Genomic DNA, 15,686 nt, shown 5'->3' on the forward strand with positions numbered 1-15,686 from the left:
TGGGAGTTCTCGGCTGCCCCCGGCGCGGGCAAGCTCATCCCGGCGCGACGCTCGCCTGCAGCTCGTCATTCACCCGGGTCGAACCGACGAGCGCGCGCGCCGGTCGACCCGGGTCGGACGGCGCCGCTCAGTCAGCTCGGCGGCGCCGACTTCAATTCAGAGGCCGAAGAGCTCCTGGAGAAACACGCCGCCCTTCCCGGCCCCTGCGTGCGTGAAGAACAGGCGCCCCGAATCGAAGTCGCCGCCCTCCGCGACCCACTCGGCCGCGTGGGCGCGCAGCCGGGCGAGGGCGCGCGGCGGGAACGCGAACGGCGAGCGCGAGCGGTAGACGAACGTGGCGTCGTAGTCGACGGGATAGCTGGTGAGCGTCAGGTAAAACCACCCTTTCCGCTCGAACACGAACGGCGACTCGGTATAACCGCTGTTGCGCATCGCCGTCTCCGGCCCGAGCGTGAGCGCCATGGCCGGCGGGCTCCAGTGGAAGAGATCCAGCGACGTGCGGTAGGCGACGCCGCTCAGCGGCGACTCGATCGACGCGCAGCGCGTATAGTACACAACCCATAGATCGCCGAGCCGGGCGAGCATCGGATCGCGGGCGACGCAGAACTCCTCGAAGAGCGTCCCTCCCTCGCGGCTCCAGGTGAATCCGTCGCGCGAGCGCGCGATCCGGAAGCCGGATCGGTCGGGGTCGTGCGTGCCCACGTGAAAGATCATGACCAGGCTGCCGTCCCGGTCCCGGACCATGTGCGGGGCCCAGATCCAGCGCTCGTCGGAGAGGGCGCGAATCGAGAAGCGCTCCGGCGCCAGCGTGAGGCTCGGCGAGACGGATTCCATCCAGCTCACCGGCCCAGGTCCAGGCGCGGTGGCGAGGACGAACTCGCGCTCGGCGTCCGGTCGATAAGGCTCGCGGTGAAAGATCCCGGTGAGGATCCAGCGGCCGTCGGCGAGCTGGATCATCGCGTGATCGTTCACATAGAACGGCCCCCCGGGGAGGCTCTCCGAGTCGAAGATCTTCACCGCGGGCCCCTGCGTGAGCTGAGGCGCGGGAGGCCCGGAGAAGAACCGCAGCGTGTACCCCCGCTCGCTCCACGGCGCCGGAGACTGTGTCGCGTCGATCTCGAGGACCGGGCGCCTTCCTGCGCCGCACTGCTCGGGGAGGAGGTCGATCCAGAGCGCGTCCTCGGCGAGCGACCGGACAGGGTTCGCCTGCATCTCGTGGAGCACGCCGACCTCCCGCCCGTCGAGCCTCACGCGCGCCGTCTGGGGGGCGTTCGCCGCGGAGTACGCGCGGAGCAGCAACAGGCCGCGCGCATCGGACGGGCATGCGACCTCGATCCGGGTGATCCCGCGGCCCTCGCTGGACCAGGATCGCCGCCAGAGCTCCAGCCGCTCGGCGTCGACAGCCGAACGCACGAGCCGTTGCCGCCCGGCCGCACGGACCTTCTGCTCACCGACCACCTGAAGATCCGAGAAGGCGTAAGAGAGGCCCAGCGAGCGCACCCGCAGCGGCGTGTAGGCGCCGGTCGGCCCGGCCTCCATGCCGAAGCGCAGACCGGAGCGGCTCACGATGGGATCGGCCACGTGCAGGCGGTACAGGGAATGGACGAACGTGGCGTTCCTCCATCCATCCTCGGGATCGACGACGAGGAAGCGGAGCAGCCCGCTGAAGGGGTTATGGTGCGCGCCCAGGAAATAGAAGCCTCCATTGAAGTAGTCCTCGGTGCCGGTCCCTATCTGCAGCGGGTGCGACATCCCGTCGGTCCGGATCATCTCGTCGCCCTCGAGGTACGTCCGATCGTTCGGCCGGCCGCCGCTGATCTCCTCGAGGAGCGCGACGAGCTGGAGCGGCTCATCGCTCTCGAAGAGGGGCATCGTCGTCTCGCGTCCGGGGGCCCTCTGATCGCGGTATTGCGCGATCAGCCGCACGCCTCGGCGGGCGGGCGCGAGGTCGACGGCCGCCTCGACACCCGCGATCTCCCGCCCGGGCGCGGCCTCGATCGAGAGCACCTCGCCTTCGGCCAGCGGGATCGGCAGGCGCGTCGCGAGCCTGCCCGTCCCTGCGGCGTCGGGCGTCCAGGCGGCGTGCAGCGCGCTCCGGAAGGTCGTCCATCCGCCGTCGGCGTCGGTGCCCGAGCTGGCGAGGCCGAAGAAGAACGACGCGGGGATCGGCGGCTGTCCGCCGATCCTCACCGACAGGTCGTTCAAGCGCCCCGCCGGGATGTGAACGTCGATCCCGGATACGGTCGCGGGGCCAGTCGCCAGGACGAGCGGCGCGCTGGCGCTCACGCTCTCCCGGCGCGGCGGGGCAGGCAGGGTGGCTGTCCATTCCTCCGTCATGAATCGCGAGAGCTCCTCGGGCGTCGGTCCCGACGCGGCCCCGGGGCCCTCGCGGTAGGTGATCTGGTAATAGATGGGAACGCCCCGGAAGCGGACCTTGGCCTCGCTCGACCAGGCGAAGGGGACGTAGCTGGTGTACGCGCCCGAGCTCGCGTCCACGTCGAGCACGAGAGGCGATCTCCAGGGGCCCCTGCCCCCGAAGAAATCGCCGGGCGACCCGCGGAACGCCGTGTGTCCGTCGACTTCGATCCAGATCTCCTGGTCCGGCCTCTCGAGCTCCGCGCGGGGGGCGGTCATCCAGATCCGCGCGATTCTCCCCTCCCCGCGGGCGTGAAACAGGACCCGGTGGTCCCCCTCGAGCGCGACCCCCGGGCGATATCCATCCTCGTTGCCCCCTGCAGGGTCATGCGTGGTCACGCTCCGTGTCATCCACCCGGGATGAAAGGAGAGGAGATCCTCCAGCACCGGCGTGATCGACGCGGCGCCCGGCGCGATGGCGAGCGACGCGCCGAGGAGATGGCGGGCCGCGCTCGAGACAATGCGGTCCAGGAGCGCGCGCGCGCCGCGCCCATCGAGACTTCCGGCGTTCATGATCGAAACCTAATGGCGCGGACAGCGCCAGGGGAGCGGGCTCGGCGAGGCACCTCGCTTGCACCGCCCCGAAGCGAGGACATGCGCGGCGCACCGATCGCGCACTCGAGGGGGGTAATTCATGCGCACCCGCCGCGATCGACGCTCTGTCGAAGGCTCGCCCAGCGTCGGGCCACGCGCATGCGCGCGAGGCCTCCTGCTCGCGCTCCTCTCTCTCACGCCGCTCGCGGGCGCCGGCGACGCGCCGCGCCGCGCGCTCGCCGCTCCCATGGAGCAACGGGGCGCCCCGGAAATGTCCCCTGGGCCGCGGCTAGAGCTCGATCGCGCAGCCTACGCCGAGCGGCTCCGCGCGATGTGGAGCGGCGCGTGCATCGCCAACTGGACAGGGCTTCGCACCGAGGGCGTCCGCATCGAGCGCCCCTTCTTCACCGACGCTGATTGGGGAAAGCCCCTGGGGCGCGACGGGGCGCCGATCGACTTCGTCCTCCTCGACCCCTGCCCGGCCGACGATGACACCGACATCGAGTATGTCTACCTCCACCTCATGACCGAGGCGGGGACGCTCTTCCTCTCCCCGGAGCGAATCCGAGACGGATGGCGCGCGCACATCAACGACTTCATCTGGGTCTCCAACCGGAGGGCGCGCGATCTCCTCGAGCGCGGGGTGCTGCCCCCCGCGACGAGCGATCCGGCGCTCAATCCGGACGCGCTCCAGATCGACGCCCAGCTCACCACGGAGATCTTCGGCGCCCTCGCGCCCGGCATGCCGGATCTGGCGCTGCGGATCGCCGACCTCCCCATCCGGACCACCGCGCGCGATCACGCCGCGCACGCCGCGCAGTTCCACGTTCTCCTCTTCTCGCTCGCGGCGACTGTCGATCTGGAGAAGCCGCGGCGACAGGAGATCGTGCGCATCGTCCGTGAGGCCAGGAGCTACCTGCCGGCGGAGTCCAAGGCCGCCGACGTCATCGACTTCGTGCTGTCCGCCTATCTATCGACCAGCGATCGCGACGACTGGGCGCGCACCCGCGATGCCATTGCGGATCGCTACCAGGAGCGGGCCCAGGCGTCGGGCTTCGTCTATCGAGGGTTCACGGAATCCGCGATCAACCTGGCGACAGCGACGCTGGCCCTCCTGTTCGGTGAGGGGAGCTTCCGCCGCACCGTCCAGATCGGCACCCTGTCCGGCTGGGATTCCGACAACGGCACGGCGACCATGGGCTCGCTCGTCGCGCTCATCGGCGGGATGGAGGAGCTGCGCCGCGCCTTCCCCGGCGCGCGCCTGTCCGACCGTTATCGTATCCACCGCACGCGCCCCACCCTGCCGGATCGGCTGCCGCAGGATCGCGAGGCCGAGGACACCTTCACGGATGTAGCGACGAGGATGGCCGCGCTGGTCGACCTCGCCGTGCATGAAGGGGGCGGCCAGGTCGAGCCGACCCGATGGGTCATCCCGCCTCGCCCCCGCGACGGCGCAGGACCCAGCGCGCGCGCCGCACCCGGGTCCGGGCCGCGGCCCCGCGCTCCTCGCTCGGCGAGATGACCTGACGTCCCACGTCTGGTACTTCGAGTCGAGGTCCCCCTGGGCGTCGAACAGCCAATCGCCATCCGGCGTGAGCAAGGAAGCCCCTTGCCAGAGCACGGCGGAATCTTGCCTCGAACCGGCGCGGACGTCGATACGCCGCCCGGGGAGATGCTCGAGTTCACGCCCAGCGGGCGGCGTGGAACCGTGGCAGTTCGATGCGTCGATGAATCTTTGAATGGGGTCGGTTTCCGAGAGGGCGACCCGCACGCGAGCCGCTCTGTCGATCAGCGCGTGCAGCATTGCTGTACGATAACACATCCATTCCCGCGCCTGGAGCGCGCGCCACGAGGGCGCCGCAGCCCAGCACCCACGGCGCGCAGATGTGAGATTTCACGCCGGCGACGATGCTGGCTGGGCGATCGGGATCGCATTGCGCGATGACGGCCACGACTCGACGCTGCGCCTTTTCGGACCGTATCCCGCGCAAAGATCAGCGTCATCGACTATACTCGTCACCGATCCCGGGGCTCCGGCAAGGCGCGTCAATAGAAAATTCCACGTTCGGAGACCTCTCGTTGCCAGATAACTTCGTGCCCGCGGACCGCGCTGGCACGCGTTCGAGGAGGAGTCGGCTCATGAGATTGCCTAGGATAGCCATTGCCTTGCCAATGGTGGCTTTGATCGGCGCAGGGTGCGGCGGAACCAACGACGGCAGCGAGGGCGGAACTGGCTCGCAGAGCAGCACCGGCAGCTCCGGCGCCGGCGCCGGCACCGGTACCAGCACCAGCACCGGCACCGGGAACGACGACTTCGGCAACGGAGACGACCTGGGCTCGAGCGGGAACTCGGGCTCGAGCAACGCCAGCAGCGGGGGCTCGACGGGCGCGGGGGAGGCGTGCGCCACCCAGTCGTCCCAGGCCGGGTTTCAACAGGTGTACCTCGTGTTCGCTTTCGACGTATCGGCCAGCATGACGGCGAGCGACGTGGAGTGGCGCAGGAAGGATCTCAAGTGGGATCCCGTCGTGGCCGCGACGAAGCAGTTCTTCGTGGATCCCGCGTCCACCGGGTTCCAGGCGTCGCTCACGTTCTTCCCTAGCTCGGCTCAGACGACTCAGGCGTGCCAGGCCGCCGACTACTCGACCCCGGATGTCCCGATGACGCCGCTGCCCTCCCCGGCGTTCGGCGAGGCGATCGACGTCATCGAGCCGGAGATCAGCGAGAGGCTCTCGTGGCGCACCAGCACGCCGACGGCGTTCGCGGTCGAAGGCACCGTCGCTTTCATCGAGGCGCAGCGCCAGCAGAACCCCGGGAAATATGCGATCGTGCTCGTGACCGACGGCTATCCGGAGGGGTGCCGGCAAGGCAACACGCTCGCGGACGTCGTGAGTAACGTCGAGGCCGCGCTCTCCAGCAACATCTCGACCTTCGTGATCGGGGTCGACAGTCCGCAGGGGCAAGGCGCGCCGCCCAGCCTCACGAACCTGCACGAGATCGCCGCTGCGGGCGGCACGGGAGAGGCGTCCATGCTGAACACCGGCGATCCCGCGCAGACGACGGCCGCGTTCAAGGCCGCGATCGAGAAGATCCGCGGCGCCGCGGTCTCGTGCACGATCCCGATCCCTCCGCCGCCCGACGGGAGGAGCTTCGACAAGCAAAAGGTCAACGTGACCTACACGAGCGCCACGACCAACATGCCGACGACCCTCACGTATGACCAGGCCTGCGCGGCCGCGGGCACATGGCGCTACGACGACCCTGCGAACCCGACGGCGATCGTCCTCTGCGACGATACGTGCGCCGTGGTCCAAGCCGACGTCGAGGTCTCCTTGGGCGTCGACTTCACCTGCGAGGACGTGCTCCAAGTGCCCCAGTGATCGACGGCGCTCGCTGACCGACACGGCTCTTCGCGAGGAGGCGCCGGCCAGCTGCTCGCCTCCCGATACGCACCCTGCGAGTGGGTTCACGATCCAGGATCGGGTCGTGAACCCGGCTCAGGCCAGAGAGACTGACGCAGACCTGGAGAGAGCGCGCCGGCCTCCGTACGAGATGCGGGCGCGCCCGAGCTCCTTCGGTCGAGGGAGCTCGTAGAGCTCAGCGCGCCGGCTCCGCGTCAACCACCACGGTCCAGGAAGTCCATCAGCCACTGCATCGCCGGCCGCATGGTGCCGTTCTCCTGCTGGAGGCCGGTGCCGGTCCTCCAGGTCTTGCCGACGATGTAACCCCACAGGGTGATCCCCGGGATCTTGGGGTGATTCCAGAACATGGTGAACTGCTCCTCCATGATCTGCTTCTGCCTGTTGTCGTTCGCTTCGCCGATGTCGTACTCCGTGATGTACACGGGCTTGCCCAGCTCGGCGAGCGAGTCGATGTATCCCTTGACCGTGTTGGTGTTGATCTTGAAGGCGTCGTGCGCCTGCGCGCCGAGGGCGTCGACCGGGGCGCCCGCGTCGATCACCTTCTTCGCGATGTCCTTGAAGTGCCTGTGCTCGTTCTCGTACTCGATGTTGTTGTAGTCGTTGAGGATCAGAACGGCGTTCGGGCAGAACTCGCGAGCCCACTTGAAGGAGTTGACGATCCAGTCCCAGCCGCTTGCGCCGTTGCCGCCGAGGCCGGCCGTGTACGAGGGCGTGGTGTGGGGCGGCGGCTCGTTGACGACGTCGATGTACTTCGTGTCCGGGTAGCGCTTGCAGAACTCCTCCATCCAGCTCCGCACGGCTTTCTTCTGCTCGTCCGGCGAGAGGCTCCCGACCCAGGAGGGTTGCTGGCTGCCCCACACGAAGACGTGGTGCTTGAAGATGATCTTGTTGTCCTGCGCGTACTTGTAGGTCCTGTCGAGCGAGCTCCAGTTCTTGTTCCCGCGGGAGCTCTCGACCGAGCCCCACTTGCCCTCGTTCTCGGGCGTGATCTGGTTCCAGTACTTCGCGAAGCCGTCGCGCACGGCGCCGCTCGTCGTGATGTTGCCGACGAACTTCCCCTCGGGCTCGGATCCGCCGGTTCCGGTCGACGCGCTGCTCGACGCGCTGGTCGAAGCGTCCCCGCCGCCTACCCCCGTGGTCGCGCCGCCGGAGGTGGCGCTGGTCGTCGCGGGATCGCCCGAGCTGCTGCTGGTGGCAGGGCCGACGCCGGTCGTCGTGCTGGCGCTGGAGCTGCTGTTCGTGCCGTTGCCGGAGCTCGTGCTGGCGCTCCCCGCCCCGCCCGAGCCGCCCACGCCGTCGTCAACCCCGTCGCCCCCATCGCCACATCCAAGGAGGGTCGCCATGCCGAGCGCGATCCAGGCCGTGCTGCACAGCAATCGAGAAGAACGCTTCTTGTTCATGTTGGACTTCCGCAAATCGGACGATTGTCGTTGGTGAAGCTGGGAGCGAGAACGCCGAGGGGCAGCGGCACGAACGGCGGCGCCCACGCTCAGCGATACGCACGCCGTGCAACTCGCGACGGATGATTCCCGCCACACCTGGAAGTGATCACGACACGCGCGCGAAGCGTCCTACATCGCAAGTTCCTGGCTGACAGGAAACATGCATCGACAGCGCATATCACAATCATGAAGCAACTTTGCAGCTCAAGCGGCAGCCCGGCTCGGTGCCCCTGGCTTGCCCGCTAAAGGCCCGGTCCGTGAACACATCACGGAGTCGGTACGGTAGAGCGCGCACGGTCTCACCGGCGCCGGGGGACGGCCGTGCTCTTGCGCACGACGAGCTCGGTCTCGACCACGACCCGCGACCACGAGCGCTGGCCGCTCTCGATCTGCCCGAGCAGGACGTGGAGGCACCGGCGCCCGAGCTCGGAGAAGTCCTGGCGCACCGTGGTGAGCGGCGGCGTGAAGTAGGCCGCCTCCGGGATGTCGTCGAAGCCGACGACGCTGATGTCGCGCGGCGTCTCGCGCCCGCTCTCGTGGAGGAAGCGGAGGAGGCCGAGCGCCATCTGGTCGTTGGCCACGAACACGGCGGTGACGCCCGGCGTGCGCGTCAGCTGCGGGGCGAGCTCGTAGCCGGAGCGCGCGCTCCAGTCCCCCCGCAGGAGCGGCGGGATCTCTGCGCCGGCTGCCAGCAGCGCCGAGCGCCAGCCGTCGATGCGCTGGTCGGCCTCGAGCCAGTCGGTCGGGCCGGCGATGTGCCACACGGTCTTGTGGCCCAGATCGAGCATGTGGCGGGTCGCGGACACGGCGCCCCCGAGCTGGTCGACCGCGACCACCGGCACCGAATCGTCCGGACCGCCCTCGACCGCGACCACCGGCACATCGGAGGTGACGTGGCGGAGCGCGTCCACCGCCGACCGCTGCGGGGCGATCACGACGATGCCGTCGGCCCCCTGGTCGCGCAGCCGCTGCACGGCCTCCAGCACGGGCGCGCGGCTGAACGATTTCAAGCTGGCGATGCTCACGCCGTAACCCGCGTCGTGCGCCGCCTCCTCGAGCCCCAGGAGCGTCGACGCCGGACCGTAGAGCGTCGTGTCGAAGCTGACCACACCGAGCGTCCGCGACCGTCCGGTGACGAGCGCCTGCGCCACCGAGCTGGGCCGGTAGTCGAGCTGGCGGATCGCATCCAGCACCCGCTCCCTCGTGTCGCGGCGCACGTGGGGGCTGTCGTGCAGGACCCTCGAGACCGTCTGATACGAGACGCCAGCGAGCTTGGCCACGTCGACCATGACCGCGGCCCGCCGCCCGCCGCCCCTCTTGACGCGGCGCATCGGAAGAGATTTGTCAGCCATCGGCGCGGGAGGATAGTCGCGGACCGCTCGATTGGAACGGAGTTCTTCAATGTGAGCGTTCACAAACTGGTCGGAATTCTTCATTTCACTCGGCTTTCGCGTCACTTGGCGGGTGCGCGCCGAGGATCCTCGCCATCGGGATCGAGCGCGGCACCGACGCTGGTCGTTCGTCGTCGTAGATGCCATTCCCGGTGGGGCCGCGATCGATCCCGCATATTTCACGCCGGCTGTCATATCTGACCCATGCGAACGGCATGCCGACGTCTGCTGGCGGGCATGGCCAGCTCGACCAGGTCGGCAGCCCGGCCTCTCCTCCCCTGAGGGCGGCGCTCCGGAGGAGCGCTGCTGGCCCTCCGACTCAACCGGTTCAGAAATCGTTGGGCGCCGGTCGATTCCAGTTGACATGGCCCATGTGAACGCTCACAATTCGGGGGACATCCTTAAAACATTGCGCCGGCTGGGTCATCGTCGTACGCACCTGGGTGTCCGTCATCGATGGCAGCGCGATGAGAGACAGGGGGCCTGACCTGCTGCGCGGCGCGCTCGCCTCCCGCGCCGCAGCCAGCTGGGGTCGGCCGCGCGGCAGCGGCGGTTCGTGGAGGTGTTACGCGGCGCAGCGCCGGCTCGTCTACCGCAGCCCCAGACGTCAGGAAGGCACGTTTTCACAGAGCAGGGCGGACTCACAGGAGGGATCGTGTGAAGCTATCTTCTTTATTGGCCGCCACCTTGGGGCGTGCGCCCCGCAAAGCGCGGAGGTGGCTCGATGGCCGACGTCGCGCAGCCGGAGCCATGAAATCTTCCACTCGCGACAGCGGTCCGAACGCCGCGTGCAATCGATGGGAGGTGAAAATGTCCACTCACAGCGGGGTGGTCTCCCGGCTGTTGCAAGCGGCCGCGTGCACATCGCTCCTCGTTGCAGGGTGCGTGGGCGATATCGGCAGTGGATCGAGCACCTCGGGCTCCTCGGGCTCCTCGGGCGCCGGCGCGAACCCGACGGGCGGCGGCACGAGCTCCTCGGGCGGCGGAGACGCCGTGTGCAACCCGCGGCTCGAACGACGGGTCGTGCTGCTCGCCGACCTGCAGTTCATGAACGCCATCCGGGATCTCCTGGGGGACGAGGCCATCGAGGCGGAGCAGGCGCCGGACGCGCGGATGAAGCCGTTCGCCAAGAAGGGCTTTGTCGTGGGGACCTCCCTTGTGCATACGCGGCTCGCGAGGGCTGCCTACGCGGCCGAGAGCATCTCGGGGCGCTTCGAGCAGGTGACGGGGTGCGCCCCCAACGGAGACGACGCCTGCGCCAAGACGTTCCTGACGAAGTTCGCGCAACGGGCGTTCCGCCGGCCCGTGGACCAGGCGGAGCTCGACAACCTGTGGTCGGTCTATGCGCTCGGGAAGGAGACGAGCTACGAGCAGGGCGTCTCGCTCGCGGTCGAGGCGCTGATCGCGTCCCCCTCGTTCTCCTACCGCACCGAGCTCGGCGGCGACGCGGACGGCGACGTGGTGAAGCTCGCCGCGCACGAGGTCGCGAGCGAGCTCTCGTTCTTCTTGACAGACAGCGTGCCGGACGCGGAGCTCGCCGCCGCCGCCGACTCCGGGGCCCTGAACGATCCGGAGGAGCTGGCGCGCCAGACCGAGCGTCTCCTCGGGAAACCCGAGACGCGCAGCAGCCTGAACACCACGCTGATCGCGGCGTGGGGGCTCAGCAACCTCTTCGGCACGGTGAAGGATCCAGGGCTCTTCCCCGAGTACACCTCCGCGCTCCAGGCGAGCATGTTCCACGAGACCGAGCTGCTCGTGGACGACCTCCTGTGGAACCGCGGAGGGGACGTGTCGGAGCTGCTCACCACGAGGGAGACGTTCGTGAACGACGTGCTCGCGAAGGTCTACGGCGTGGAGCACACGGGATCGAGCCCGGAGGAGTTCACCAAGGTCGAGCTGCCGGCCGACGAGCGCGCCGGGATCCTCACGCAGCCCGGCCTGCTCGCGACGCTGGCCCGGACCGACAACACGAGCGTCGTGGCGCGCGGGCTCTTCGTGCGCGGCGCCCTTCTCTGCCTCGGGAAGATCCCGTCGCCCCCGGAGTCGCTCTCGGACGCGATCAAGGAGCTGCTCGAGGCCGACATGACCGAGCGCGAGCGCGCCGACGCGCGCGCTGCGAACTCCACCTGCGCCGCGTGTCACGCCCAGTTCGATGCGTTCGGCCTGCTGCTCGAGAACTACGATCCGGTCGGCCGGTACCGCGACACCCTCGACGGGGAGCCGATCGACGCGCGCGTCAACCTGGGCAACATCGCCGAGGTCGCGGGGAGCTACGCGAGCGCCGTCGAGTTCGCCGAGGCCGTCGCGCAGAACGACGGGTTCGCCGCCTGCATCACGCGGCACCTGCTGACCTACGGCACGGACGATGAGACGCTCCAGACCCGCGACTGTCAGGTCGAGCGCGTGATCGAGGCGCTGCCAGCGGGCCAGCGGACGCTGACCAACGTCGTGAAAGCCATCGTGACGTCGCCCGCGCTGACCGAGCGCGCCAAGGAGGAATGACCGTGGGCTACAACCTTTCTTACGGATGGTCTCGCCGCCGCTTCCTGCAAGGCATCGGCGCCGCCGCGGGTCTCATGACGGTGCTCAAGGGCCTCGAGTCGGCCGCCGAGGGCGCGGCGCCCCCGAGGCGCCTGCTGATCGTGCAGCGCCCCGTGGGCACCGTGTACGAGAACTACTGGCCGCAAGGGAACGGGACCAACTTCACGCTCTCCCGCATCCTGACGCCGTTCGAGGCGATGAAGGCCCGGATGGTCGTGATGCGCGACCTGAAGCTGCCGCACGAGGGGTCCGTCGGCGGCGGCCACGAGCGCGGGACGGTGCTGATGTGCACGGGGGCGCGGACCAAGCAGCTGTACCCGGGCAACGGCGGCGACGATCCGATGGCCGAGGCGCCGAGCATCGACCAGCTGCTCGTGAAGCAGTCGGCCGAGTTCCAGGGCACGCCCATCGCGTCGCTCCAGGTGTCCTGCGACAACCGCGCCGACACGCCCGAGGTGTCGACCCGCCACATGTCCTATTCGGGCGCGCGGGCGCCGATGAAGCCCTACTACCAGCCGCAAGAGGTGTACCGGCGGGTGTTCGGCACGCTGATGCCGGGCGGCCCGACGAGCGATAACCTGGATGCCCTGGCGCGGGCGCGCCTGCAAAAGAAGAGCGTGCTGGACTTCGCGATGAAGGACCTGAAGCGCCTTCAGAGCCTCGCGCCGAGCTCCCAGCGAGAGGCGCTGGAGGGGCACGCCGCCGCCATCCGCGAGGTGGAGGCGGAGTTCGACGCGGACCCGAGGGATCCCGCGACCTGCGGTATGCCCCAGGAGCCCGAGGTCATCCAGGTGAGCGGGCACATCGATCCCTACGGCAGCTCGCACGTCGTCTCGGAGCGCGACGACGTGAAGCACGCGCGCATCGGCACGCTGCATTTCGCCGTGATCAAGGCCGCGTTCCGCTGCGACCTGACGCGCATGGTCACGTTCCAGTGGTCCCCTGGCACGAACCACGTGAGCTTCGGCGAGCTGTGGCCGCCCAACTCCTCCATCTTCAAGGTGCACCACACCACGAGCCACGATCCCGATACGCCCGACACGCTCGAGTTCCTCACGCGGGTGGAGGAGTTCTACGCCCGCTACGTCGCCGGCTTCCTGAAGGAGCTCGCGGAGACCAAGGACGTGACCGGCGGGACGCTGCTCGACACCACGCTGGTCCCGTACATCACGGAGGTCGGCACGCGGCACCACAACTGGGACAAGATGGCGTGGGTGCTGTTCGGCGGCGAGGGCACCACGCTGCGCGGCGGGCAGGTGTGGACCAACGGCAACCGCGGCGGCCGCTCCACCAACGACCTGTGGATGGCGATCGCGCGCTCCTTCGGGGTCCCGGATCTCGTGATGGGGGACAACGACCAGCACACCACGGCGATCGAGGGGCTGTTCGGCTGAACGTGGGCCAGACGTAGGCGTCAATTAAGCTTCACGCCGCATCTTCTCACATCCGAACGTTTACGTTGGTGAACGATGGTGGGTGAAGGGGGCGGGTTTCGTGCCCTGAACGTGACCGACCGAGCTTGGTGAACGCCTGGGACACCGATCACGTTGATCGAGCGAGAAATGCGCCGCCAAGGCGCCAAGGACGCCAAGAACAAACCACACTCTTGGCGTCCTTGGCGCGCTTGGCGGTTCAAATTCCTGTTCTTTTCCGGGGTTTCCACCCGGTTGTCGCTCTGGGAAGCCTCGGGGATGGGATACGGCGGAGCTTGGCGTGGACGCCGCCTGCGAAAGGTGGTGAGGTGGACATGATGAAGTCGAGCTTCCACCTGCACCTCTTGAGCCTCATGACGCTCTGCGCCTGCGGCGAGGCGCCGGACAGCCCCGCGGCGGCGACCAACGGCGGCGGCACGTCGGAGAGCAGCACCTCCGCGTCCGGCGGCGCTGCCAGCAGCGGAGCAACAGGCAGCGGAGCTCCGGGCTCCGGCGGCGCAGGCGGCGCGGGCAGCGCGGCCGGGAGCGGCCCGACCGGCACGGGCGCCGGGGGGAGCTTCGTGCCCGGCGGCACAGGAGGAGGCGACTCCGCTTACGTCCTCGATTGCGGCGCGAACGGCGTGGCCATCGAGAGCGCGGGCCCACCGGAGAACCGCATCAACTACGTCATCGTGGGCGACGGCTACGACGCCACGACTGTGAACACCACGTACCTCGAGCACATCGAGGAGGCGATGGCCAAGCGCTTCAGCAGCCCGATCGGCGAGCCGTACGGCAGGTACCGCAAGTTCGTCAACATCTGCGCCGTCAAGCTGGTCAGCCGCTCGAACGGCATCCCTGGAGCGCTCGGCTGCACGGGCGACGACGAGAGCCGCCTCGCGGAGTGCGACACCCGCGCGGCGGATCAGGCGCTCAAGGCGAACCTCCCCGAGGAATTCGAGGTCGACTGGCACGCCATCGTCTTGAACAACGATCGTTGGTGGAACACGGGCTCGGCCTGGATGCTCTGGTCCGGCGGGCATGGGGAAGCCGCCGGAGCGGCCCTGCACGAAGGTGGCCACGGCTTCCATCAGCTCGCCGACGAGTATTGCGCCAAGGCGACGGGCTCTGCCTGCGGCGCGAACACGTGCAGCGGCAGCGGCACGGAGTACGTCGAGGTGAACACCACGGGCAACTGCACGACGACGGCGGGCAAATGGGACAAGTGGCTGGAGTACGACGCCGCCGACGCCACGGGCGTCCAGGGCACGTTCATCGGCAGCCGCTACGTGGACAGCGGACAGTACCGCCCGTCCTCGAACTCGATGATGAACAGCCTGTTCGGAGACAACAAGAACACGAGCTTCAACCCGGTCTCGCGCGAGAAGATGATCATGGACATCTGGATGCGCATCAAGCCGATCGACTCGGCCGATCCGCCGGCAGGGGCCGTCACGGATCCGGCGACGCTCGCGGTCAAGGTGATCGATCCCGACGTCATCAGCGTGGATTGGACGCTCGACGGCGAGGTGATCGCGACGGACGGCGGCCCCGTCTACAACGTCGCCGCGGCGGGCCTCGCTTCGGGCACCCACACCATCGTCGCCGAGGCCTACGACAACGCCGGCGAAGAGCTGGTGCGCTACCGCAGCGGCGAGTGCCTCGACCCTCCTCCCTCGACCAATCCCCGCTACTACGATCCCTGCTGGGGTCGCGACAACTGGCCCCGCTCGCGAGAGACGGTGACGTGGACCGTGACGATTCCATGAGGTCGGCGCGCAGGCGCTGGTCCGTCGCCGCGCTGCTGCTCCTCGGCGCGGCGCTTTACCTCGTGCATCGCTCTCGAGAGCCCGACGCGCGACCGCTGCCTTCCTCTCGGCACGAGGCGTCGCGAGAGGAGGCGCCGCGCCGTGAGTCGAACGAACGACCGGCATCGGCCGGCAGCACCGTGCTCGCCGCGGCGATCGACGACCTGCCCGTCATCGGGCCGAGCCCCGACGACCGCCACCACGGCCCCGCCCACCCCCACCCCATCACGCAGCGCCACGTCGAGATCCAGCATGAGAACGGCCTGATCGGGCTGCTCAACGACGCGATGAGCGCGCGGAACGGCGCGCGTATGCGGGAGCTCGTGCACGAATATCGTCGCACGCACCCCGGCGACCCGAACCATCTCCAGGACGGCTACGAGATCATCGCAAACTGCCTCGACGCGCCGGGCGAGGCGTCGAGAGCGGCGGCGGAGGGCTACTACGCCGAGCATCGCGCCTCGACCGTGAGGCGCTTCATGCGCAGGATCTGCCTCGAAGGCGGCTGAACCGCATCCACACAGGCGTTCGCCAAGCTCGTTCGCTCACGCTCAGGGCACGAAGCCCGCTCCAGCACCATCGGTCACCAACGTGAACGTTCACGTGGGCGTGATCGTGGTCGTGAGCGTTCACGTGGTCGTGGTCGCGGTCGTCGCGTGAGCCTGCGGACCATCGCCCCCTCCCGGCCTGACCGCACGAGAGTAGAGTTGCAGCCTGGTTCAT

General features: G+C 68.8%; 9 protein-coding genes. 6 read left to right on the plus strand and 3 right to left on the minus strand.

Annotated features, from left to right (window positions below; genetic code table 11):
• Nucleotides 1-156: 156 nt before the first annotated feature.
• Nucleotides 157-2,928, minus strand: coding sequence for a DUF2961 domain-containing protein (locus ACSRUE_RS31185; RefSeq protein ID WP_441286768.1), 2,772 nt, complete (start codon nucleotides 2,926-2,928; stop codon nucleotides 157-159).
• A 292-nt stretch (nucleotides 2,929-3,220) separates the two neighbouring features.
• Between ACSRUE_RS31185 and ACSRUE_RS31190 the strand changes: the two genes are divergently transcribed.
• Together ACSRUE_RS31190 and ACSRUE_RS31195 are read left to right on the plus strand one after the other, a co-directional pair.
• Nucleotides 3,221-4,471 carry an ADP-ribosylglycohydrolase family protein gene (locus ACSRUE_RS31190; protein ID WP_441286769.1) on the plus strand — a complete coding sequence of 417 codons (1,251 nt, stop codon included), beginning with the start codon at nucleotides 3,221-3,223 and terminating at the stop codon, nucleotides 4,469-4,471.
• Between the two features lie 650 nt (nucleotides 4,472-5,121).
• Complete coding sequence (locus ACSRUE_RS31195; RefSeq protein ID WP_441286770.1) at nucleotides 5,122-6,327, plus strand: vWA domain-containing protein; 1,206 nt, start codon at nucleotides 5,122-5,124, stop codon at nucleotides 6,325-6,327.
• A 236-nt stretch (nucleotides 6,328-6,563) separates the two neighbouring features.
• Here ACSRUE_RS31195 and ACSRUE_RS31200 read toward each other — a convergent pair whose 3' ends face one another.
• Both ACSRUE_RS31200 and ACSRUE_RS31205 read right to left on the minus strand, forming a co-directional pair.
• Complete coding sequence (locus ACSRUE_RS31200; protein WP_441286771.1) at nucleotides 6,564-7,769, minus strand: endo-1,4-beta-xylanase; 1,206 nt, start codon at nucleotides 7,767-7,769, stop codon at nucleotides 6,564-6,566.
• Nucleotides 7,770-8,110: 341 nt separating this feature from the next.
• Nucleotides 8,111-9,163, minus strand: coding sequence for a LacI family DNA-binding transcriptional regulator (locus ACSRUE_RS31205; protein WP_437767883.1), 1,053 nt, complete (start codon nucleotides 9,161-9,163; stop codon nucleotides 8,111-8,113).
• Between the two features lie 849 nt (nucleotides 9,164-10,012).
• Here ACSRUE_RS31205 and ACSRUE_RS31210 point away from each other — a divergent pair.
• The 4 genes from ACSRUE_RS31210 to ACSRUE_RS31225 all read left to right on the plus strand — a co-directional run bounded on the left by ACSRUE_RS31210 (nucleotide 10,013) and on the right by ACSRUE_RS31225 (nucleotide 15,472).
• Nucleotides 10,013-11,704, plus strand: coding sequence for a DUF1592 domain-containing protein (locus ACSRUE_RS31210; protein ID WP_441286772.1), 1,692 nt, complete (start codon nucleotides 10,013-10,015; stop codon nucleotides 11,702-11,704).
• Complete coding sequence (locus ACSRUE_RS31215; RefSeq protein ID WP_441286773.1) at nucleotides 11,701-13,137, plus strand: DUF1552 domain-containing protein; 1,437 nt, start codon at nucleotides 11,701-11,703, stop codon at nucleotides 13,135-13,137. The genes ACSRUE_RS31210 and ACSRUE_RS31215 overlap by 4 nt, the downstream gene beginning before the upstream one ends.
• Before the next feature lie 353 nt (nucleotides 13,138-13,490).
• Complete coding sequence (locus tag ACSRUE_RS31220) at nucleotides 13,491-14,924, plus strand: M64 family metallopeptidase (RefSeq protein WP_441286774.1); 1,434 nt, start codon at nucleotides 13,491-13,493, stop codon at nucleotides 14,922-14,924.
• Nucleotides 14,921-15,472, plus strand: a complete 552-nt coding sequence (locus tag ACSRUE_RS31225; RefSeq protein WP_441286775.1) for a hypothetical protein — start codon at nucleotides 14,921-14,923, stop codon at nucleotides 15,470-15,472. Before ACSRUE_RS31220 ends, ACSRUE_RS31225 begins: the two co-directional genes overlap by 4 nt.
• Nucleotides 15,473-15,686: the final 214 nt, after the last annotated feature.

The sequence above is a fragment of the Sorangium sp. KYC3313 genome (genome assembly GCF_052075895.1).
GTDB classification, from domain to species: Bacteria; Myxococcota_A; Polyangia; order Polyangiales; family Polyangiaceae; genus Sorangium; species Sorangium cellulosum_B.